Source organism: Geotoga petraea (assembly GCF_900102615.1).
Lineage (GTDB): Bacteria > Thermotogota > Thermotogae > Petrotogales > Petrotogaceae > Geotoga > Geotoga petraea.
Genome location: NZ_FMYV01000001.1, coordinates 62,913 through 83,135, shown reverse-complemented (window position 1 = coordinate 83,135; position 20,223 = coordinate 62,913). Strand labels below are relative to the sequence as shown.

23 protein-coding genes are annotated in these 20,223 nt (G+C 29.2%); 11 read left to right on the top strand and 12 right to left on the bottom strand.

The features are described from left to right. Positions 1 to 243: 243 nt before the first annotated feature. The 8 genes from kamC to BLS00_RS00320 form a co-directional block, all read right to left on the bottom strand. On the bottom strand, positions 244 to 1,614 hold the full coding sequence (kamC, locus tag BLS00_RS10535; protein ID WP_091401757.1) for a lysine 5,6-aminomutase reactivase ATPase KamC: 1,371 nt from the start codon (positions 1,612 to 1,614) through the stop codon (positions 244 to 246). Beyond that, entirely contained in the window at positions 1,611 to 2,591 is a 981-nt protein-coding gene (gene kamB, locus BLS00_RS00350; RefSeq protein ID WP_176759800.1) for a lysine 5,6-aminomutase reactivase subunit KamB, read from the bottom strand. Before kamB ends, kamC begins: the two co-directional genes overlap by 4 nt. A gap of 17 nt (positions 2,592 to 2,608) precedes the next feature. Next, positions 2,609 to 3,892, bottom strand: coding sequence for a lysine 2,3-aminomutase (kamA, locus tag BLS00_RS00345; protein ID WP_091401752.1), 1,284 nt, complete (start codon positions 3,890 to 3,892; stop codon positions 2,609 to 2,611). Between the two features lie 17 nt (positions 3,893 to 3,909). Further along, complete coding sequence (kdd, locus tag BLS00_RS00340) at positions 3,910 to 4,944, bottom strand: L-erythro-3,5-diaminohexanoate dehydrogenase (RefSeq protein WP_091401750.1); 1,035 nt, start codon at positions 4,942 to 4,944, stop codon at positions 3,910 to 3,912. Between the two features lie 17 nt (positions 4,945 to 4,961). Next, on the bottom strand, positions 4,962 to 5,774 hold the full coding sequence (kce, locus tag BLS00_RS00335; protein ID WP_091401748.1) for a 3-keto-5-aminohexanoate cleavage enzyme: 813 nt from the start codon (positions 5,772 to 5,774) through the stop codon (positions 4,962 to 4,964). Between the two features lies 1 nt (position 5,775). Then, positions 5,776 to 6,162, bottom strand: a complete 387-nt coding sequence (gene kal / locus BLS00_RS00330; RefSeq protein WP_091401746.1) for a 3-aminobutyryl-CoA ammonia lyase — start codon at positions 6,160 to 6,162, stop codon at positions 5,776 to 5,778. A 184-nt stretch (positions 6,163 to 6,346) separates the two neighbouring features. After that, positions 6,347 to 6,997 carry a 3-oxoacid CoA-transferase subunit B gene (locus tag BLS00_RS00325; RefSeq protein WP_091401744.1) on the bottom strand — a complete coding sequence of 217 codons (651 nt, stop codon included), beginning with the start codon at positions 6,995 to 6,997 and terminating at the stop codon, positions 6,347 to 6,349. Further along, on the bottom strand, positions 6,997 to 7,650 hold the full coding sequence (locus BLS00_RS00320; RefSeq protein WP_091401741.1) for a CoA transferase subunit A: 654 nt from the start codon (positions 7,648 to 7,650) through the stop codon (positions 6,997 to 6,999). The genes BLS00_RS00325 and BLS00_RS00320 overlap by 1 nt, the downstream gene beginning before the upstream one ends. 263 nt (positions 7,651 to 7,913) lie before the next feature. Here BLS00_RS00320 and rfbC point away from each other — a divergent pair, with 263 nt between their 5' ends. Genes rfbC through efp form a run of 4 tightly spaced genes read left to right on the top strand, consistent with a single transcriptional unit; the run spans position 7,914 to position 10,940 of the window. Continuing rightward, positions 7,914 to 8,426, top strand: coding sequence for a dTDP-4-dehydrorhamnose 3,5-epimerase (rfbC, locus tag BLS00_RS00315; protein ID WP_091401739.1), 513 nt, complete (start codon positions 7,914 to 7,916; stop codon positions 8,424 to 8,426). Between the two features lie 31 nt (positions 8,427 to 8,457). Continuing rightward, positions 8,458 to 9,405, top strand: coding sequence for a GDP-mannose 4,6-dehydratase (locus tag BLS00_RS00310; RefSeq protein WP_176759799.1), 948 nt, complete (start codon positions 8,458 to 8,460; stop codon positions 9,403 to 9,405). Next, positions 9,402 to 10,340, top strand: coding sequence for an elongation factor P maturation arginine rhamnosyltransferase EarP (earP, locus tag BLS00_RS00305; protein ID WP_091401734.1), 939 nt, complete (start codon positions 9,402 to 9,404; stop codon positions 10,338 to 10,340). Before BLS00_RS00310 ends, earP begins: the two co-directional genes overlap by 4 nt. A 42-nt stretch (positions 10,341 to 10,382) precedes the next feature. Continuing rightward, the gene (efp, locus tag BLS00_RS00300; RefSeq protein ID WP_091401732.1) at positions 10,383 to 10,940 is read left to right on the top strand and encodes an elongation factor P; all 558 of its coding nucleotides are present in this window, start codon (positions 10,383 to 10,385) and stop codon (positions 10,938 to 10,940) included. Between the two features lie 95 nt (positions 10,941 to 11,035). Here efp and BLS00_RS00295 read toward each other — a convergent pair whose 3' ends face one another. Then, positions 11,036 to 11,620, bottom strand: coding sequence for a 3'-5' exonuclease (locus BLS00_RS00295; RefSeq protein ID WP_091401729.1), 585 nt, complete (start codon positions 11,618 to 11,620; stop codon positions 11,036 to 11,038). A gap of 154 nt (positions 11,621 to 11,774) precedes the next feature. Here BLS00_RS00295 and BLS00_RS00290 point away from each other — a divergent pair, with 154 nt between their 5' ends. From BLS00_RS00290 to BLS00_RS00260, 7 genes are all read left to right on the top strand, one after another. After that, positions 11,775 to 13,004, top strand: a complete 1,230-nt coding sequence (locus BLS00_RS00290; RefSeq protein ID WP_091401727.1) for an ATP-binding protein — start codon at positions 11,775 to 11,777, stop codon at positions 13,002 to 13,004. Positions 13,005 to 13,307: 303 nt separating this feature from the next. Further along, complete coding sequence (locus BLS00_RS00285; protein ID WP_091401725.1) at positions 13,308 to 13,790, top strand: glutathione peroxidase; 483 nt, start codon at positions 13,308 to 13,310, stop codon at positions 13,788 to 13,790. A 5-nt stretch (positions 13,791 to 13,795) separates the two neighbouring features. Then, positions 13,796 to 14,221 carry a MarR family winged helix-turn-helix transcriptional regulator gene (locus tag BLS00_RS00280; protein ID WP_091401722.1) on the top strand — a complete coding sequence of 142 codons (426 nt, stop codon included), beginning with the start codon at positions 13,796 to 13,798 and terminating at the stop codon, positions 14,219 to 14,221. Positions 14,222 to 14,342: 121 nt separating this feature from the next. Continuing rightward, the gene (locus BLS00_RS00275; protein ID WP_091401719.1) at positions 14,343 to 16,037 is read left to right on the top strand and encodes a M3 family oligoendopeptidase; all 1,695 of its coding nucleotides are present in this window, start codon (positions 14,343 to 14,345) and stop codon (positions 16,035 to 16,037) included. A gap of 121 nt (positions 16,038 to 16,158) precedes the next feature. Beyond that, positions 16,159 to 17,076: a YncE family protein gene (locus BLS00_RS00270; protein ID WP_091401717.1), complete on the top strand. Its 918-nt coding sequence runs from the start codon at positions 16,159 to 16,161 to the stop codon at positions 17,074 to 17,076. A 122-nt stretch (positions 17,077 to 17,198) separates the two neighbouring features. Then, positions 17,199 to 17,441 (top strand): AbrB/MazE/SpoVT family DNA-binding domain-containing protein, encoded by a 243-nt coding sequence (locus BLS00_RS00265; RefSeq protein ID WP_091401715.1) that lies wholly within the window; start codon positions 17,199 to 17,201, stop codon positions 17,439 to 17,441. Continuing rightward, positions 17,435 to 17,761, top strand: a complete 327-nt coding sequence (locus BLS00_RS00260) for a type II toxin-antitoxin system PemK/MazF family toxin (RefSeq protein WP_091401713.1) — start codon at positions 17,435 to 17,437, stop codon at positions 17,759 to 17,761. Before BLS00_RS00265 ends, BLS00_RS00260 begins: the two co-directional genes overlap by 7 nt. A gap of 301 nt (positions 17,762 to 18,062) precedes the next feature. On the opposite strand, the gene cas2 is transcribed toward BLS00_RS00260, so the two are convergent. From cas2 to cas4, 3 genes are all read right to left on the bottom strand, one after another. After that, positions 18,063 to 18,344: a CRISPR-associated endonuclease Cas2 gene (gene cas2 / locus BLS00_RS00255; RefSeq protein WP_176759798.1), complete on the bottom strand. Its 282-nt coding sequence runs from the start codon at positions 18,342 to 18,344 to the stop codon at positions 18,063 to 18,065. Then, positions 18,344 to 19,339 carry a type I-B CRISPR-associated endonuclease Cas1b gene (cas1b, locus tag BLS00_RS00250; RefSeq protein WP_091401709.1) on the bottom strand — a complete coding sequence of 332 codons (996 nt, stop codon included), beginning with the start codon at positions 19,337 to 19,339 and terminating at the stop codon, positions 18,344 to 18,346. Before cas1b ends, cas2 begins: the two co-directional genes overlap by 1 nt. Before the next feature lie 128 nt (positions 19,340 to 19,467). Continuing rightward, positions 19,468 to 19,962 carry a CRISPR-associated protein Cas4 gene (gene cas4 / locus BLS00_RS00245; RefSeq protein WP_091401707.1) on the bottom strand — a complete coding sequence of 165 codons (495 nt, stop codon included), beginning with the start codon at positions 19,960 to 19,962 and terminating at the stop codon, positions 19,468 to 19,470. Positions 19,963 to 20,223: the final 261 nt, after the last annotated feature.

Genomic DNA, 20,223 nt, shown 5'->3' with positions numbered 1-20,223 from the left:
GGAGTTTTACTGAGTGAAACAATGTAAAAATTGATGTTGAAAAACACGGATGTTTTTCATGCGAATTTATCCACGGATGGATAATATGAGCAGTACATCAATTTTATTGTTGAGCGAGGGTTAAAAAACGACCTACTTTGAGTTTTTATATTTCGAAATTATTTTTTTGCTTTTAATGTTTTTGATTTTTCAGTAAAAATAATAAATAGATGCGATGAACTATTGAAAATTATTGTACAAAATTTATCCGAGAAATTTTCTCGCTGTTTTGATGAACCCCTCATCAACTCCAAGTATCTCTGCAATCGTTATCGCTTCTTCAGGAACATTCGCTTTTTCGTCTTCAATAAAAGAATAATCAATATAATCATTAATATTTTTTTCGTTTATCTCTTCTAATCTATCTTTCATTAAACCCTTCACTCTCATTTTCTTTGCCTTTTTTGCTTTTAAATGAGGATAATGTGTAGTTATTAGTAAAAAACAATTCTTAGAATATAATTCTTCTATAAGAGCTTCTATAATAGCAGTGCCTTCATTGGGATTAGTTGTTCTTGCTGGTTCATCTAAAATAACCAAAACATTTTTGCCGCTTTTTGCCTCTAAAAATGCTTCATTTATAAACTTTATTTCACCAGCATATGAAGACAACCCTTTTTCATTAGATCCAAGTTCGCCAGAAAGATAAAAAATATCATCAAAATATTTCAATTCAGCTTTATTTGCTGGAACATAAAACCCCAGTTTAAACAAAACAGAAATCAAAGCTACTGTTTTAGTGGATAAAGTTTTACCAGACATATTCGAGCCTGTTATAATAACAGGTTTTTTATCAAGTTCGAAATCTATCTTTTGATATCTTTTATTGTTTTTCAAGTGAACATCATAGACTTTTGGGTTAAACATCCCTTTAATAGAAATGCAATTAGAAAAAATAGGCTTACTCAAATCATATTTTTTTATTATTTCTAACTTTGCTATCAAATAGTCAATTAAAGATATTTTATTAAAAATATCCAACAAAATATCTTTATAATTTTTCAATTCTTTAGTCAATTTTTGTTTTATCTTGTGTTCTTCTTCTTTTTCTTTTTTAATTATTTCAACATATTCAGGATTCTCTGTTTTATTTTCTTTTTGGTATTCTTTTTTTATATTCCTAAGAGATTTTAAATACTCAGAATACTCATCATATATAAAAAAACTATGTATTTTAGTTTTTTGTGGATCTAAAATATTAAAAATGTCCTCTGGATTTTCAAAGTATATCTCTTTGAAATTTGTTGGTATATTTTTTTGAATTTTCATAGAGAAATAAAGAAAATTCTTTATTTCAAACATCTCAATTTCATCTAATTCTTTTTTGTGACCAAGGCTAATTAACGTGTTTTCAATATCGTTTATGTGAGAAATAGCTGATTTAAAAGTTTCAATTATTTCTTCTTCTTTATCAAAGAAATTTAAAAATGTTGATGTTAAATCTAAATGAAACTTAATATCTTTATCACTGAGCCCTTTTTTCACTTTTTTCAAAATGTTTTTACCCATATTTGAGTTAAAATTCATTTGGTTCAAAATATATTCAGCATCTGTTTTTTTTAGAAGTTCTCTCATAATATCAAATCCTTTTTCACATCGATAATTGTAACTCCTGTTTTTTCTTTTATCGATTTCATAATAGGTTCAGAATCAATAACAAATCCTTCAGGACTAACAGGATTATAAGTAACAGCTTTTAAATCTACTTTTTGAAGGACTTTTATTTTACCACCAAGTTTAATGAATTTATTAAATGTGGCACTATCTAAAAATATTTTTGTATAATCTTTCACTATTATAGTATATTTATCAACATGATTTTTTGTTAGTATTTTTTTTACAAAACTGTTGTTCAAAACTCCCGTTATATAATAATTATACCCGTATTTATCTAAATCAAAATTTTTTAAAGATAGCAGAGTTTTAAAGGGTAGTTTTTCAATGTTTTTATCCAAAGAGTATATCCCGTCTTCCAGATCAATTAAATCTTTAATCAACTCTTCTTTTATTGTTTTTAATTTCATTAACTGTATTTTGTAAACAGTTCTATCAATTATACTTTTTGCTGACAAAGACAAAGCCGCCCCTGTAGACAAAACAACAGATTCTGTAACCGATGGTGAAGATGTAGAAATTCTTGAAATTGCACCGTCAACAATTATTTTCATCTTATCAATTTTCTTCATTTCCTTTATAATATCTTTCAACCATACTGACGTAGAAGGGCCGGATAATAATATCCGCCCCTTTTCATTTGCTTTAGCAATTAAAATTCTTCCGAGTGGTGTTTCTCTTCTGCTTAAATAATATAATTCTGCGTTGATTTTTTTGAGCTTAAAGTGTTTTTCTGTAGTTGCGAAAAACATTCCATCATATACAGTTATTTCTGGTTTTTTAGTTTTCGTTACTATATCAGTAGTTTCTCCGTCTACTCCAATTGAAGTAATTCCAAGTTTTATTTTGTTATTTAAATGTTCTATGATATAGTTCATCGTTTCAGTTTTTCCAGTATTTTTTTCAAGCCCAACTACAGAAAGAGTCTCAAAATTCATCAAACTATTTAAAAAATTCATCTTAAATCTTTTAAGTCTTCCTTATGTTTTGCTTTCCATTCTTTAATTCTTTTTCCTCTTTCAAGACTTTCAGGTTCCATACTAACTTGTCCACCTTCAAAAAGTCCTGCAACTCCTTTAAGATGATATTTTTTTCTATATTCTTCATCATCTACGTCTGTTTCAGTATCTTCAGGTTCGTGATAAGTAGTGATAACTCCTTCATAATTTCTTAGAATTACAGCTCCATCTGTTTCGGAAACAAGATATTGTGGCATCAATCTTATTTTTCCGCCTCCGCCAGGGGCATCTACAACAAATGTGGGAACAGCAAACCCAGAAGTATGACCTATCAAACTTTCCATAATTCCAAGCCCTTTTCTTACAGATGTTCTAAAATGTGCTATACCTTGAGAGAGGTCACATTGGTAAATGTAGTAAGGTCTTACCCTAATTTTAGTTAATTGATGAACCAATTCCATCATTATATAAGGACTATCGTTAATTCCTTTTAAAAGAACGCTTTGGTTTCCTAAAGGAATGCCTATGTTGGCTAACTTTTCGCAAGCTTCTTTAGATTCTGGAGTAATTTCATTTGGATGATTAAAATGAGTATTTAACCATATAGGATGGTGCTTTTTCAAAACATTTAATAATTCATCTGTAACTATTTGAGGCATTACAACTGGTGCTCTACTTCCTATCCTAATTATTTCTACATGTTCTATTTTTCTTAATTCTGTTAAGATGTAGTCTAACATCGGAATACCAGCTAACAATGCATCGCCCCCAGATAATAAAACGTCTCTAACCTGAGGTGTTTCTCTAATATATTCAATAGCTGCATCAATTTCTGCCCTTGTTCTTGCACCATCTTTATGACCTGCAAATCTTCTTCTTGTACAGTGCCTACAATACATTGAACACATATCAGTTATTAAAAACAATACTCTATCTGGATACCTGTGAGTTAAGCCTGGAACAGGCGAATCAGCATCTTCATGAAGGGGATCCAACATATCCCATCTACCTACTTTAAGTTCTTTGCTTGTTGGCACCGCCTGTCTTCTTATAGGATCTTTTGGGTCGTCTGGATCAATTAAAGAAGCATAATAAGGAGTAATAGCCATTCTTAAAGTTTTAAGAGTGTTTCTTATTCCTTCTTCTTCTTCTTCAGTTAAATTGATTACCTCTTTTAAACTTTCTACATCTGTAATTCTGTTTTGTAATTGCCATTTCCAATCGTTCCATTGTTCTTGTGTCACATCTTTATATAAAGGTATATCTTTAAAATGTCTCAATCAAAAAACCTCCCATATTAAATATACAATTTTTCAAATAGTTCCCTTATTTGTTTTGATTCTCTAATGATTTGCAAACTTAAATCTGCATGACCTTTGGTATAACCGTTACCAATGATCATACTTATATCTTTTCCGACACCTTCTGCTCCAAGAGCTGCTCTCGTAAACGATGTCGCCATTGAAAAGAAATAAACAACTCCTTCATCTTTTGTTATTAAGATAGAAGACATTTCTGTTTCTTCTACATTCACGTTATTTATAACAACATCGCACAAATCACCATTTGTAATTTCATTAATTTTTTCATAAACAGTAACTGGTTTTGTAGCATCTGCCACAATAACTTCGTCGGCTATTCCCATATCTTTTAATCTTTTTGCATTTTCTTCAGAATATTCAATAACTATAACTTTTCCGTCTTTTCCAGCTTTTTTCTTGGCCTGATAAGTACATAGTATCCCCGACTTACCGCCTCCACCAATAATACATACAGTTTGATCCTTTTCTACTAACTTATCTACTTGGGCAGGTGCTCCTGCAACATCAAGTACAGCCAGCGCTAATTTCTCTGAAATATCTTCAGGCAAAACAGCGTAAAGACCACTTTCAAACAATATTGCTTGACCTTTAATATCTACTTGGTCAGTACTTTTGTTTACCTTTAAAATTTCTTCAATTTTTAAAGGTGTTAAAGACAGAGATACTAAAGTCGCTATTTTATCTCCTACTTTCAAACTCTTATCTGGAAAATCTGGTCCGATTTCTTTAACCGTTCCAATAAGCATTCCTCCAGAACCAGTAACGGGATTTTGCAGTTTACCCCTTTCATTTACAATTTCATTTATCATATCAGCTATTTTATTTTCATCAGAATTACATGCATTTTTTATTTGAGTGAAACTCGCTGAATCAACATTCAATGTTTGAACATCTATTAAAATTTCATTTGAATAGATTTCCATTGTATTGTCTAATTTTTTTGCTGGTTGAGGCAAAGCACCTTCAGGATTTATCACTCTGTGAGTTCCAAATGGATTCCCTTTCTTCATTTATTTTCCTCCCTTGTTTATCTAATGTTCAAAATTTTTCTTGCTTCATCTGGTGTTGCTATATCTCTTCCATATTCTTTTGCTAAGTTTGCTATTCTCTCCACCAATTGTGCATTAGACTTTGCTTTTTCACCTTTTTTGAAGTATATATTATCTTCAAATCCCACTCTAACATGTCCCCCCATGGCAATTGCATGCATAGCTAAAGGAAGCTCGTATCTTCCAATTCCTGCAACTGTCCAAGTTGAGTCTGATGGAATTTTGCTAACCATATAAACCAAATCTTCAATTTCTCCTGGGCAAGCGCCTGGAACTCCCAAAACAAAATCAAAGTGAAGTGGTGGTTTTAATAGAGCTTTTTTAACTAAAGTCAGAGCATTTTTAATCATACCTCTTTCAAAAACTTCTATTTCGGGTTTAACATTTCTTTTGAGCATTTCTTCAGCAAATTTTTCTATATATTCATTAGTATTTATAAAAATATCATCACCAAAATTACTGGTACCAGCTGACAAAGTAGCCATTTCTGGATTTAATCTCAAAGGTTGCATTCTTTCTTCAAAAGAATGCCATGTTGCCCCACCTGTAGAAGGCTGAAAAATAACATTACATCTGTTTTCTATTGCTTCCTTTATTTTTTTATAATATTCATAGTCTTGAGTAGGCTTCCCTTCTTCATCTCTTGCATGAACGTGAATAATAGAGGCTCCAGCCTTATAACAATTATATGCTTCTTCTGCTATTTCTTCAGGAGTTAAAGGGAGATTTGGTTGCAAATCCCTTGTAACTTCTGCACCTGTAACAGCAGCCGTTATAATAAGTTTATCCATATTAAACACCTCTTTGTTTATCCAAAGGAACTACGCAAGTTCCAGATGCTTTTGCCACAATAATTGGTTCATCTAAAACATCCGCTGCAGAATCTGATATATCTGGTCTCGGTTTAATAACTTTTTTAGCTTCAAATTCCATTTTTCTGGACGTTTTACCTTTTTTAACAATTCTTCCAACTACTTCTATATAATCCCCAGCATATACTGGAGCTAAAAATTCTACGCTATCATATGCTCTAAAAAGGCCCTCATCACCATCGTTTCTTATTAATAATTCAGTTGCTACGTCACCAAAATATTGGAGCATCTTTGCACCATCAACTAAATTACCACCGTAATGAGCTTCTGCTTGTGACATTCTTACCCTGATCATAACTTCATTCATTATAAAAACCCCCTCCATTTTAGTCTTATATTTTAATTTAGCAGTTATAGGTTGGAAGTTAAAACCTCAACTAAGCATTTAATTTATTTTTGCTTCAAATAATAATTTGAAATTAGCCATATTATTCTTACAACTAACAACCAGCATCTAACAACAGAAATTGTGAAACAATTTCTCCTTTGTTTTATTCCCCCATAATTTTTACATTTTCAGGAATTATCAAATCAGCAGCTGTATTATTTTTAACATCATCTATCGTATAACCAGGTGCTATTTCTTTTAGTACCAACCCTTTGTCAGTAGGTTCAATAACACACATTTCAGTTACTATAAGATCAACTTTTCTAATAGAAGTTAGAGGCAAATTACATTCTTTAACTATTTTTGGATTACCTTTTGCAGTATGTGTCATAGCTACAATAACTTTCTTAGCTCCAGTAACTAAATCCATAGCTCCACCCATTCCTGGGATTTTTTTACCAGGAACCATCCAATTCGCTAAATGGCCTTTTTCATCAACCTGCAGTCCACCTAAAACAGTAACATCTAAATGGCCGCCTCTTATCAAAGCAAATGAAAAGGCACTGTCAAAATACATTGCCCCAGGATTAGCAGAAGTGTACATTCCACCTGCATTAGTCAAATCCTTATTTTCGTATCCTTCCTCAGGAGAACGTCCCATTCCAACCATTCCATTCTCAGATTGAAAAGTAACTTCTACACCATCAGGGATATAGTTTGCAACCAGAGTAGGAAGACCTATTCCAAGATTTACCAAGTCTCCATCTTTTAATTCTTGAGCAACTCTTTTAGCTATTTTAATTTTATTATCCATTATTTATTCCCCCCAACAACAATATAATCAACTAAAACTCCTGGAGTATGGACATTATTAGGATCAATACTTCCAACAGGAACTATTTCTTCAACTTCCACTATTACAGTTTTTCCTGCCAATGCCATTATTGGATTGAAATTCCTTGCAGTTAGGTTGTATTGTAAATTACCCTTAAAATCTGCTCTTTTAGCTTTTAAAAGAGCAAAATCAGCACTTAAAGGTTTTTCAAATAGATAATTTATTCCGTCAATATTTCTTACTTCTTTCCCATCTTCTACAGTCGTTCCAACCCCAGTTGGAGTAAAAATTCCACCAAGTCCTACACCAGCTGCTCTAATTTTTTCAGCTAATGTGCCTTGAGGAGTTAATTCAACTTCACATTCATTAGCGATCATTTGTTTTTGAGTTTCTGGATTCGTCCCTATATGTGATGTAATCACTTTTTTCACAAGTTTCTCTGCAATTAATTTGCCAATTCCCCTATCTACAAAAGATGTGTCGTTTCCAATCACAATTAATCCTTCTTTTTTTTGCCTTATGATCTCATCGATGATGTTTTCTGGAGTACCTACCCCTAAAAATCCGCCAATCATCAAAGAAGAATTACTTGTAATTAAATCTCCCACTTTTTTCAAGTTGATAACTTCCATAGAGTTCACCTCTTTAATCTGAGATAATTTTCATTCCTAACTAATTATTCTCTCTATCCTTTATTTAAAGCATAAATGAGAGTATGAAATTTTTTTCATTCTCTTAATTGTATTATATCATTAAAAGTTTTTAAAATAAATTTCATCTAAAATCAGATTTCTTAAGAGAAATCAAATATATCAGGGCTCATCCATTTTAATCGACAATATTGCATGTATAAAAAATACTTATGCTATAATTTAAAAAAGAAAGAAGGGATATAATGAAGACCACAAATTATAACGGCATACCTGATGTAAAAATAATAGAAAACATAAAATATGAAGACAATAGAGGATTTTTTATAGAAAAATACAATTCAAATTTAGGATTCAAAACAATTCAAGATAATTTTGCTTTTTCAAAGAAAAATGTTTTAAGGGGTTTGCATTACCAAAAAGAATATCCACAGGCAAAAATAATAACCTGTGTAAAGGGAAAAATATTGGACGTATTTGTTGATTTGAGGACTAATTCAGAAAGTTTTTTAAAATATGGGAAAGTTGCTTTAAATGGAATTGAAAAATCAATTTTAATTCCAAGAGGATTCGCACACGGGTATTTAGCTTTAGAAGAAGAGAACATAGTATATTACAAAGTAGATAATTATTACAAGCCAGAATATGAAGAAAGAATAAGCTGGAAAGATAAAAAAATAAACATCGACTGGGAATTAGAAAAATACGGTATTTCAGAAAAAGATTTAATAATATCAGAAAAAGATAAAAAATTGTAATACATTTAAAGATTTTTGGATGGTGATTTGCATGAAATTATTAGTGACTGGTTGCGCAGGATTTATAGGTTTTAATTATATAAAATACACTCTTAAAAATATCAATCATAAAATTTTTGGAATAGACAAAATGACATACGCTGCAAATCCAGAAATAAAAGATATTCATGATGATAATTTTAAATTCTTACAACTCGACATAAACAACTCAAAAATTAAAAATATTATAGATGATTTTAACCCTGATTATATAATAAACTTTGCAGCAGAAACTCACGTAGATAATTCATTTCAAAAACCCAATGAATTTTTAATAAACAATGTTCAAGGTGTTTTAAATCTACTTAATTTTATCAACCCAAAAATAAAATTTATTCAAATCTCTACAGACGAAGTTTATGGAGAAAGCGAACATCCTAAAGCTGAAACAGACAGATTGTTGCCGAGTAACCCTTATGCTGTTAGTAAATCCTCAGCAGACTTATACGTACAATCGTACAGAAAAACACACAATATTAAAGCTTATATTCTAAGACTCACAAATAATTTTGGACCATATCAAAATAAAGAAAAACTAATACCCAAATACATTAATGCATTAGTTGAAAATGAAAAATTCCCCTTATACAATAAAGGAGAGCATTATAGAACTTGGTTGCATACCAAAGAAACTTGCTATTACATCAACCAATTAATCGAAAAAAATCTTGAGCCGGGTATTTACAACTTAACTTCAGAAAACACCATTAAAAATATTGATTTGCTGAAATTAATACACGAAACATTGTCTAAAAAAATTAATCTCAACTATGATTTTTTTGAATATTTTGATTATAAAAATGAAAGAATATACCATGATTTCAGATACAAGATGAATGATGATAAACTGAGAAGTATAATCAAATATAACAGAAGAAATTTTGCAGAAGAACTTGAAGAAACTGTGGATTTCTATTTGAAAAAGTGGGAATCAAAATGAAGTTGGGCATTTTTTCAACTATAATAGATAACTTTGGAGACGCTGGATTCACAATTAGGCTGGCAAAAGCAATGACAAAAATAATAACTCCAAAAGATATCACCATATACACAGATTACGTGGATTTATTTTATAAAATGGTACCAGATACAGAAATAAACATAAAAAATTTCAAAGATTATAACGATAAAAACGACATTATATTTTTCATGTTTCAACACATTCCAGATCAAAACACCTTAAATAAAATAAATAAAAGCTCTAAAAAAGCTCTCATAATAGACTATTTCACAACGGAAAAGTGGGCAGATGAAGCAAATGATAAAATGAGTTTTGTGAACGGGTTGAAAATTTCCGTAGAATACATAGTTCCAGGGTTATCAGATAATAGTGCAGGGATATTGAATTTTCCTTTAACCAGTACAACAAAAAAAACAAAAAACAATGTATATTTATACTCACCAGAAAAAGTTTTGAAAATATTGAAATTGGGAACAATTTGGGGCTATAAAAAAGAAACAAATTTAAAAAAAATGCCTTTTTTACCTCAAAAAGAATTTGATTCGTATCTTTTAGGGGCGAAATATAATTGGATTCGTGGAGAAGACTCTTTTCAATTGGCTCTAAATTCTGGGATACCTTTTTTCTGGGAAGCTTACAAACAAAAAGACAATATACATCACACAAAAGTAAAAGCTTTCATTGAGTTTATTTCACCATTTTTTAAAAATGAATCATTAAAACAAAAATATATAAAAATGACTAATTATTTAAACGATATAGAAAAAATAGACTTGAAAGAGTTAGAGTCTATATACGATTTTTATGAAGAAAATTATACAGCACTAAAAGAGGCTTTTGAATGTATTAAACTTCATTTTAAAAATAAAACAAATCTTCAAGATTTTTTAATAAAAAAAGTAACCTTTTTATAGTATATTACAAGTGAAAATAATAAATATGGGAGGAATTCAAATATGATTGCAGCTTCAGACTTGAAAACAGGATATGTAATTCAAATGAACGGAGACTTGTATTCTGTTTTAAAATTCAAATACAACTGGTCAGGTAGAAACTCTGCCACAGTTACACTAAAACTTAAAAATTTGGAAAATGGTTCTACATTAGATACAACAATGAAAGGATCAGAAAAAGTTGAAGACGTTATGCTTGATCAAAAAGAAATGCAGTATATTTACAAAAGTGGGGATTTCTATGCTTTAATGGATAACGAAACCTACGAACAAATAGAAGTACACAAAGACGATTTAGGAGATGTTGTCAATTTCCTTGCAGAAGAAGGAATAGTAAATGTTTCATTCCATGAAAGCAGACCAGTATCTTTCTCACTTCCTAAAAACGTTACCCTCGAAGTAGAGTACACAGAACCAGGAGAAAAAGGAGATTCAACAGGAAATCCACTTAAACCAGCAAAGCTATCCACTGGCTACGAAATTAACGTGCCTTTATTTGTAAATATCGGTGAAAAAATAGTAGTAGATACTACAACAGGTCAATACGTTTCAAGAGCATAATCAATAATACCAGGCGAAAGCCTGGTTTTTTTATTTCATATAATAAAAAAAATCAACTTAAGTAAAAATGAATTTTTAGAGAGACTTTTTAATAACTATATCAACTTTTGATCCAAAGCTTTTATTATACTCAAATAAACTGCAACAGTATCATATCTTGCATCATGAAATTTAGACCTTGGGTCTTTAAAAAGTCTTTTTGTTTCTTTGACAAGATCTTTTCTTTTTATCCCCATGAACTTCGTTAGTTCAAAAAGGCTAGGCCATTTGAATCTTCCCAACCCACGATTATTGTAATTTGGAATTTTACAAATATCTGTGAACCTTCTCATACTACACATTGAATTATTGTAATTAAATTCTTTTCCATAATTCTCAAATTCAGCTTTTAAAAATCTCAAATCAAAATTTATATTATGTGCGATAATCGTATCTACTCTCTTAAAATCTTCCTCAATTTCAGGAAGAAAATCTTTAAAAGTACTCCCTCCAGATAGTTCTATTAATTTTTCCTCTGTAAAACCGTGCACTCTTTTAGCACCAGGTTCTATATAATCAACTGTAAAAAAGAAATTTTTAGCTATCTCCTCTTTTTCATTGTTTATTATATAAGATAATTGACATATATTCCCCGGATGAAGACCAGTTGTCTCAGTATCAAAAACCAAAAAATCTTTCATAAATCTCTCCTCCAAATCAGGTATGATAATATTTTAGTACAAAATCGTTAAAAAGCAAACTCAACTGTTTCGTCTATCTCACTAGTCGTTTTTATACAAAAAGTGTCTATTACAGTAGACATTTTTATGATATAATTTGTATGAGGTGATAAAAATGGAGAATATTATATCTGAATTATTCAATATCCAAAATAACATTATAAAAAACATAAGTTTAGATTTTAAAAGATCTTTATATAAAGATATAAATTGGAATGCAAGAATGATAACTATTACAGGCGCAAGAGGTACAGGTAAAACTACAATGGTTTTGCAACATTACATAGAAAAATATAATAATATAAAAAAATGTTTATATTTTTCAGCTGATAACCCTTTAATATTGAAAAATGGAATATATAATACTGTAAAAGAATATTTTAAATACTATGGAGAATGTGTCATAATAGATGAAATCCACAAACAAAATAATTGGTCAGAAGAAATAAAAGCATTATATGATTCTTATCCTGATAAAAAATTCATTATTTTGGGAAGTTCTAAAATAGACATTCTCAATGCAAAAGGTGATTTATCCAGAAGGACTTTGATTTATAACTTAAAATCACTTTCTTTTAGAGAATTTTTGATTTTAAAACATAACAAAAAAATTGAAAAAATATCTTTAGAAAAAATTATAGAAAATCATGAAACAATATCACTTGAATTAAAAAATAAAATACCTAATATACTAGGAGAATTCAAAGAATATCTAAAACAAGGAGCTTATCCATTTTTTTATAACTATTCATATCCAGAATATAAAAGTATCTTAAATAATGTAATAGATAAGATAATATATGAAGATTTGAGCTCAATTAAAAATATCAAATATTCTTCAATTAATTCAATTAAAAAATTGATAGCTTTTTTAACAACTTCAAAAATACCAACAATTAATGTAAGTTCAACTTGCAAAGAAATAGGAGTATCGAAAGAGACCCTCTATGAATTTCTTGATTTATTAGAAAGAGCTGATTTAATCCATATAATAAGAGAAGATAATAGTAAATTAAGATCCATAAAAAATTCAAAAATACTTTTTTATAATCCAAATCTTTATTACTCTTTGGCTGAAGAGATGTGGAATAGTTCTGCCGATCTGGGAAATATTAGAGAATCTTTTTTTGTTTCTCAAATAAAAAATATTGAAAAAATTCAAGCTTCAAAGATCGTAGATTTCACAGTAAACTATGATGGTAAAATTATTGAATGTGAAATCGGGGGAAAGAATAAATCAAGAAAGCAAATTAAAAATATAGATAATGGCTATATCTTTAGAGATGATCAAATAAATGGGTTTGGGAACATTATACCTTTATATTTAATTGGTTTTATTCAGTGATAGCCTATCGCAATAGTCGTTTTTATACAAAAAGTGTCTACTATGGTAGACACTTTTGATTTTTCTTCTGGAATTTGATTATAAATTTTAAAAAGTACATCTTTATAATTTTTAAAGGGGAATTTTTCTGTATTATAAACATCCTTATCGTATTTTTCTGCTCAACCATTAAATAAATTTTCTTTATACATTTTCCCACCTCCGAAAAATATTATATCGTTTATTATTTGACAAACTAAAAATATTATTATATAATTAATTGTATACAACTAAATTTTATAAAATTAATCAAGGAGTGATAATATGAATTTTTACGATTTTTCGGCAAAAACAAACATGGGCATTGAAAAGAACATGAAAGATTACAACGGAAAAGTTTTATTAGTGGTAAATACAGCGAGCAAATGTGGTTTTACTCCACAATACGAAGAACTTCAAAAACTATATGAAGAATACAAAGATCAAGATTTTGAAATACTTGCCTTTCCTTGTAACCAGTTTGGAAATCAAGAACCAGGAGACAATGAAGAAATTAGAAATTTTTGTAAATTGAATTATAATGTAACTTTCCAGCTATTTGACAAAATCGATGTAAACGGTGAAAATACACACCCTATATATAAATATTTAAAAGAGAACGTAAAAGGGCTTCTTAACAGCAAAGATATAAAATGGAATTTTACAAAATTTTTGGTGGATAAAAATGGCGATGTTGTAAAAAGATTTGCTCCAATTAAAAAGCCATTAAGTATGAAAAAAGATATCGAAGAACTACTTAAGGCGTAATTTAAATGGAAGAACAATTAAAACTTGAAAATCAATTATGCTTTTCCCTATATACAGCATCAAGGTTAATAACAAGGCTCTACCAGCCTCATTTAAAAAAAATTGGCCTTACTTATTTACAGTACATAGTTATGCTCGTAATGTGGGAAAAAGAAAAAATTGTTTTAAAAGAACTCGGAGATACTCTATATCTTGATTCTGGGACCTTAAGTCCATTAATAAAGAAATTAGAAAAAAAAGATCTTGTAAAAAAGCAAAGAAGCGAAAAAGACGAAAGAATACTCGAAGTGGAAATAACACAAAAAGGAAGAGAATTAAAAGAAAAAGCAAAAAACATACCCTTCAAAATAGCAGAAGAAACCGGGCTAACAATGGAACAGTATCATAACATAAAAAAAATGACTGATGAATTCATAAAAAACCATGTTTAAATACCAGCATACGCTGGTATTTTTATTTATAAAACCAAATTTTTAATTTTTCTTGACATTTTAGTGCATATATTATTATAATGTTAGTAATGCTAACTAATATTTTTAAGGAGGAGAACACATGAAATTTGAAAACATGAAATATGAAAGACCAAACATTCAAGAAATCGAACAAACATTCAAAGAGTTAATTGATGAATTTAAAAGCTCAAACTCTGCTGAAAAACAGCTGGGAATAATCCACCAGTTAAACGATTATTCCAGAGATTTTTCAACAATGTTCAGCCTTGCAAATGTAAGATATGCAATAAACACAAACGATGAATTCTACAAAAAAGAAGTGGAATTCATAAACGAAAACGAACCGACATTAGATGGACTTGAGAATGAATTCAAAAAATTGGTGTTCAACTCAAAATTCAAAGACGACCTAAAAGAAAAACTGGGAGAACATTATTTCAATTTAATAGAATTAAAATTAAAAACATTTAAACCTGAAATAATCGAAGACTTGAAAGAAGAAAACAAATTAAAAATGCAATATACTCAGTTAATCTCTTCCGGAAAAGTAGAATTCCAAGGAAAAGAAAGAACTTTATCCCAATTGACACCTTTTGAAAAATCAGAAGATAGAGAAATCAGAAAAAACGCCTCAAAAGCTAAATACGATTGGTTGGCATCAAAAATGGATCAATTAGATGAAATATACGATAAATTGGTAAAAGTTAGAGACAGAATAGCTAAAAAATTGGGTTATGAAAACTTTGTTCAACTTGGTTACGACAGAATGAGAAGAACTGATTTTGACCACAAAATGGTTAAAAATTACAGACAACAAGTCAAAGAAGTATTGGTACCACTAACACAAAAACTATACAAAGAACAAAAAGAAAGAGTTGGAATAGATGACTTCAAATTCTACGACGAACCATATGCTTTCAAAGGTGGAAACCCTGACCCGGTAGGAACATCAGATGAACTGGTTGAAAACGCAAGAAAAATGTACGAAGAATTATCAGAAGAAACGGGTAAATTCTTCAATTTTATGATAAACAATCATCTATTAGACCTCGAAAGTAAAGAAGGAAAAAGGCCCGGTGGTTTTTGTACAATACTACCAAAATACAAATCTCCATTCATTTTTAGCAACTTCAACGGAACAGCAGGAGATGTAAAGGTTCTAACTCACGAAGCAGGCCACGGCTTTCAAATGTACTCTTCATTGGATAAAGAAGTTCCAGATTATTGGATACCAACAATGGAATCAGCAGAAATTCATTCAATGAGCATGGAATTTTTCACATGGCCATGGTGGAATTTATTCTACAAAAATCAAGCAGAAAAAGCAAGATACATTCACATGCTTGATGCCTTAAAATTTATCCCATATGGTGTAGCAGTAGATGAATTCCAACACTTTGTTTACGAAAATCCAACCGTTACTCCAGAAGATAGAAGAAAAAAATGGAAAGAATTGGAAAACAAATATCTACCTCATAGAGACTATGATGGACATGAGTATTTAGAAAATGGTGGTTTCTGGCAAAGACAGACACATATTTATGCAACTCCTTTTTACTACATAGATTACACCTTAGCACAAGTATGCGCACTCCAGTTCTGGAAAAAAGACCAAGACGATCACGAAAAAGCATGGGAAGATTATGTTAATCTTTGTAAAGCAGGTGGAGAATATCCATTCACCAAATTAATAGAAATTGCTAATATTGAACTACCTTTCAAAGATGGAGCTCTAAAAAATGTTGTAGATAAAATAGAAACATACATAAATTCGGTTGATGTAAATTCTCTATAATAAATTAACGAAAGTGCCAGCAAAAGCTGGTACTTTTTAGTTAATATATTACTCGATTATTTTATATTAGTTATAAAAAATGGTACAATATAATTAGGAAAGCTAACTAAGGAGGGGTAATATGGAAGAATATCTTATAGTTTTAAACAAAGACGAAGATTCTATTTCTATAATCAACATAGAAAAAAAAGAAGAAATCAAAAAAATCCAGACTGATCACAATCCACACGAAGTTATAGTAACTGAAGACGGTAAAAAGACATATGTAACCTGCTCACTTGGTAACACTATAGACGTAATAGACAATGATAGTTTTGAGATAACAAAAAGGATAACTCATGAAGATTTCAATTTCCCACATGGGCTGGATATAGTGGATAACGGAAAGAAACTTTACGTAGCTTCCACTTATTCAGAGAAAATCTTCATAATAGATACCCAAACAGATGAAATAATAAAACATTTTCCCACTTATCAGAAGTTATCCCATATGATAGAACCATCCCCTGATAAAAAAACAATTTATGTTCCAAATATTGGTAGTGACAACATAACAATAATAGATACAGAAACAGAAGAAATAACAGGGCATTTCCCGGTTGGAAAAGGTCCAGAGGGTGTGGCTTGCTCTCCAGATGGCAAATATGTTTATGTAGCAAACCAAGAAGACAACACCTTATATGTCATAAACAGAAAAACATTAAAACCAGACTATAAAAGAAGAACAGGAGAATGCCCAATAAGAATCGTATTCTCCCCAGATGGAAAATATGCCTTTATTCCAAACAGATATTCCAGAGATGTTTCGGTAATAGCCACAAAACACAAAATGAAAGATCAATTAGTACCTTGGGAAATAAAAAGAATTCCGATAGGTATATGGCCAGGTGGAGTGTGCTTTAACGAATCAGGAAGCATGGCTTTTGTTGCCAACAACAAAACCAACGATATATCTTTTATAAATGTGGAAAAACTCGAAGAAACAACAAGAGTAAAAGCAGGAATACATCCAGATGGAATAGCCTATTTAAAAAAATAATCAACAATCTAATAACCTCAATTCAAATTAAGAATTGAGGTTATTATACAATATAATCATTTGACAATTATAAGAAAACTATTATATAATTACATTGTAATTACATTAAAGAGGTGAGATGTATGAAAACAAATCTAATCAGAATAGGGAACTCTAAAGGAATAAGAATCCCTTCGAGCATAATTAAAGAGCTTGATCTTGGAGAACAAATTGAGATGGAAATAATAGAAAATAAATTAATAATTAAACCAGTTAAAAAAACGAGAGAGGGTTGGGACACCGCAGCAAAAAAACTACACGAGAACCAAGAAGACCATCTTTTAATAGATGATGACTTAGATGATTGGAATGATATAGATTGGTGATAAAACAGTATGAAATATTTTTGATCGATTTGAATCCAACAAAAGGATCTAAGATAAACAAAGTTAGGCCTTGTTTAGTGATATCCCCAGATGAAATGAACCATAATCTCAATACAATAATAGTTGCTCCTTTAACAAGCAAGATAAAAAATACCTATCCTTTTCGAGTAAAAACAACAATAAAAGACGTAGAATCTCATATAGTTTTAGATCAAATCAGAACTTTAGATAAGAGTAGATTTATCAAAAAAATAGGAATGTTAACCAAGAAAGAAATTCAAGAAGTAAAATATGTCCTTGAAGAAATGCTCATCAAATAACCTCAATTTTTAATTTGAATTGAGGTTATTTTTTTATAAAATTTGTATATTGACTCTTTTTTCAATCAGTATTTTTGTGGATTCTTTAATTATTATTATAATTTTTAAAATCAAAAAATCATCAATAAATCAAACCCAAGGCAGACCTGATTCTCAAGGCTTTTCTTGATTATTTTACCTTAGTGGTACACTTTTCGAGTGATATTTGGTAGATTTTTCGCTTGACAATAACAATAATATCTGTTTTTGTCAAGTGAGAAAATTCAACTGAGAGGATAATTAATAAGCCTACTGCTTGATTTTATAAAAAATCTTTATCTTCATTTTCTTCATTTCCATAACTCTCTATTTCAAAGCTCTTTTCATTCATCATTTTTATAATAGCCACAAAATCTTCTTTTTTATTGATTATTTTCTTTAATTCTTTTCTTAATTTAATAATATTCGATGCTGTTATTTCTCCCATAAAAACAGATTTTTGATAATGTTCTAAATATTTTTTACAAATCTTAAAAACTTTTTGTACCCTTTTTTCATTTATATCGTACATTAAAATAATATAAGAATAATTATAATTTTTCATTATATCTTGATCTTTTCTATATAAGGAATAAAAGGTTTATCTTCCATGATATCTTTTATCAGTTTGTATCCATCTATTTTAATAGCTGTATTATAAGAAACAAGCCTTTTTAATTTTCCATGTTTGAATTTTTTGTCTAACCTTTCTTCGAATGCTTTTATAAAAATTTTCCTTCCTTGTGGGTTTAAAATACAATAATTTAATTTATTATCAAAATGTTCCTTAACCTTTAAACTATTATGATTAACTAAATCAAAAATTGTTTTAAAAACTATTAAGGGTTTGAAAGATTCTGATAAATCTAAACTCAAAGAAAATCTACTTTGAACAGGTTCGTGTAAAAAGCTAATTGATTGATCAAGGTGAGTTCTATAAATCTGAGAAATTGTTCTAGTATAAAGAAGGGAATTACCGAAAGATATTAATGCATTTATTGGATTATCAGGAGGTCTTTTAACTCTTTTATTAAAAATAAAATCTTCATTCAAAAAAAATTTGAATTGATTATAAAAATTTTGCCAAACTGCTCCTTCAATCGCCATAATTTGTGAAATATTTATATCTTTTTCCAAATCCCTTAAATATATTTTTTTCAAATCGCCCAAAAAAGGTTTTACTTCATTAATTCCATGCTTATAATAATGATATAAAACAAAATGAATATTTTCTATTATTCCTTTAATAATTGATTTTGCAATCTTTTCTCTTTTATTGGTAAATGCATAAACTTGTTTAATTAATAATTTTCCAGAGATATATTTTTCCTTTGGATAATAAGTTCCTGTATAATGCCCAAAATAGTCAAAAAAATGAAGAATAATTCCATATTTAGACAAATATGATAATAGTTTAGAATTAACAGAAACCTCATTCAAAATATAAATCTCTCTAACTCCTTCAATTGGAATATAATTGTGACCTTTTTCGTTCTTAAAATCTAAAGAATTATCTTTTCTGCTCAAATTTCCCATAGTCATAATATATTTTGATTTCATGTTTCCCTCCTTTATTGACCCTGTTATTTTTTTATCAAATTAAGGTTTTAACAAACTGTTCTTTCTCTTCAAAAGCATAAGATAATAAAAATATTGTATTTTACAATATTCACTTTCCCTTATTTTGTTTAAATCATACAATATTGATAATAAGAACATTTTTTACATTTATTTTTAAAATCAACATTAGGGATTTTTTCATTCGCTATTAATTCTTTAATATCAAAAATTATTTTCTTCAAATCATTTTCATTATCTTCGGTTAACTCAAAATAATATGTTTTTTTATCAGTTTTATTTTTTTCAATGAACACTAATTTCCCTTTTTTATGAATTCCTTTCTTTTTTAAAACAGAAAGATATAACAATAGTTGCCATTTAGACGCTTTAAAATCAGCATCTGATTTTTTAATTTCAACTAAATAATCTTTAGTGATTTTATCAATGGCAATATTATCAATTTTTACTTCAGTATTTTCCTTTTTCCCTAACTTTTCCTCATGCAAAGCTTTTCCAATTTTTACTGTTTCATCTTCATTTTCAAGATTAATTCTATTTGCATGTAACCAACACTGCCTTTTACAATGAAAATAATAGTTTATTAAAGTACCATTCACTTCCATACAATCCCCCCTAAACAATATTTATAATTACTATAAAGGTTAGAAATAGTTTCAAATCCATAAAGATAGTTAATCAAATTTAAATATAATCATTATTGATGTTAGAAATTGTTTGGTTCTAAAAATTCAAGTAAAGAGTATTTATTTAAATATAATCATTATTGATGTTAGATATCCTGCAGGCGATGACCAATTTATAGCTGAATTTGAATTTAAATATAATCATTATTGATGTTAGATTGATTTAATAGGACTTTTAGA

Excerpts from the sequence above, each read along its gene's own strand:
- kamC (WP_091401757.1), bottom strand. The coding sequence starts at position 1,614 with ATGAGAGAACTTCTAAAAAAAACAGATGCTGAATATATTTTGAACCAA.
- kamB (WP_176759800.1), bottom strand. The coding sequence starts at position 2,591 with ATGAATTTTGAGACTCTTTCTGTAGTTGGGCTTGAAAAAAATACTGGA.
- kdd (WP_091401750.1), bottom strand. The coding sequence starts at position 4,944 with ATGAAGAAAGGGAATCCATTTGGAACTCACAGAGTGATAAATCCTGAA.
- kce (WP_091401748.1), bottom strand. The coding sequence starts at position 5,774 with ATGGATAAACTTATTATAACGGCTGCTGTTACAGGTGCAGAAGTTACA.
- kal (WP_091401746.1), bottom strand. The coding sequence starts at position 6,162 with ATGAATGAAGTTATGATCAGGGTAAGAATGTCACAAGCAGAAGCTCAT.
- BLS00_RS00325 (WP_091401744.1), bottom strand. The coding sequence starts at position 6,997 with ATGGATAATAAAATTAAAATAGCTAAAAGAGTTGCTCAAGAATTAAAA.
- BLS00_RS00320 (WP_091401741.1), bottom strand. The coding sequence starts at position 7,650 with ATGGAAGTTATCAACTTGAAAAAAGTGGGAGATTTAATTACAAGTAAT.
- rfbC (WP_091401739.1), top strand. The coding sequence starts at position 7,914 with ATGAAGACCACAAATTATAACGGCATACCTGATGTAAAAATAATAGAA.
- BLS00_RS00310 (WP_176759799.1), top strand. The coding sequence starts at position 8,458 with ATGAAATTATTAGTGACTGGTTGCGCAGGATTTATAGGTTTTAATTAT.
- earP (WP_091401734.1), top strand. The coding sequence starts at position 9,402 with ATGAAGTTGGGCATTTTTTCAACTATAATAGATAACTTTGGAGACGCT.
- efp (WP_091401732.1), top strand. The coding sequence starts at position 10,383 with ATGATTGCAGCTTCAGACTTGAAAACAGGATATGTAATTCAAATGAAC.
- BLS00_RS00295 (WP_091401729.1), bottom strand. The coding sequence starts at position 11,620 with ATGAAAGATTTTTTGGTTTTTGATACTGAGACAACTGGTCTTCATCCG.
- BLS00_RS00290 (WP_091401727.1), top strand. The coding sequence starts at position 11,775 with ATGGAGAATATTATATCTGAATTATTCAATATCCAAAATAACATTATA.
- BLS00_RS00285 (WP_091401725.1), top strand. The coding sequence starts at position 13,308 with ATGAATTTTTACGATTTTTCGGCAAAAACAAACATGGGCATTGAAAAG.
- BLS00_RS00280 (WP_091401722.1), top strand. The coding sequence starts at position 13,796 with ATGGAAGAACAATTAAAACTTGAAAATCAATTATGCTTTTCCCTATAT.
- BLS00_RS00275 (WP_091401719.1), top strand. The coding sequence starts at position 14,343 with ATGAAATTTGAAAACATGAAATATGAAAGACCAAACATTCAAGAAATC.
- BLS00_RS00270 (WP_091401717.1), top strand. The coding sequence starts at position 16,159 with ATGGAAGAATATCTTATAGTTTTAAACAAAGACGAAGATTCTATTTCT.
- BLS00_RS00265 (WP_091401715.1), top strand. The coding sequence starts at position 17,199 with ATGAAAACAAATCTAATCAGAATAGGGAACTCTAAAGGAATAAGAATC.
- cas2 (WP_176759798.1), bottom strand. The coding sequence starts at position 18,344 with ATGAAAAATTATAATTATTCTTATATTATTTTAATGTACGATATAAAT.
- cas1b (WP_091401709.1), bottom strand. The coding sequence starts at position 19,339 with ATGAAATCAAAATATATTATGACTATGGGAAATTTGAGCAGAAAAGAT.
- cas4 (WP_091401707.1), bottom strand. The coding sequence starts at position 19,962 with ATGGAAGTGAATGGTACTTTAATAAACTATTATTTTCATTGTAAAAGG.